At 51.8% G+C, this 558-nt stretch carries 1 pseudogene; it reads left to right on the forward strand.

What is annotated here, in order from left to right:
- Window positions 1-489 (forward strand): annotated as a pseudogene (locus tag ASC50_RS03530) (sialate O-acetylesterase); the annotation flags it as partial.
- Window positions 490-558: the final 69 nt, after the last annotated feature.

Below are 558 nucleotides of genomic sequence, written 5' to 3' on the forward strand. Positions count from 1 at the left end.
CCAAATTCGGCGTATATCCGCGAGGCACAGTACAAAGGCTTGCTGACGCCCAACACCGGCATGGCTGTGCTGATGGACTCCAACAGTCCTTACGATATTCACCCGATCAAGAAGAAAAACGCCGGCGAAAGGATGGCGCTTTGGGCGCTGGCGAAGACTTACGGATGGGAGAAGATGCACTATCGCAGCCCCGAATACAAATTACTGACGATAGACGGTCGCGTGGCGATTGTAACGCTCGACACCTTCGGAGCGCCGAGCGGACTGACCACTTACGACAAAGACATCCGCAACTTCGTGCTCGCAGGCAATGACAAAAAGTTCCACCGCGCTACGGCTGTTTTGGCAGGCGACAAGGTGTATCTCTTTTCGCCCAACGTGCAAGAGCCGGTGGCGGTGCGCTATTGCTGGGACGACACCTCGCCGTCCGAGATATTTTCGCGGGATGGTAACCTTCCGATATCCTCGTTCCGCACAGACGAATGGTAATTCAATTAAAATTAACATAGTATGAAACGTAAATTGGCATTTTTTATTTTACTGGGCATCTTCGTAAAC

It is taken from the genome of Candidatus Symbiothrix dinenymphae (assembly GCF_001431085.1).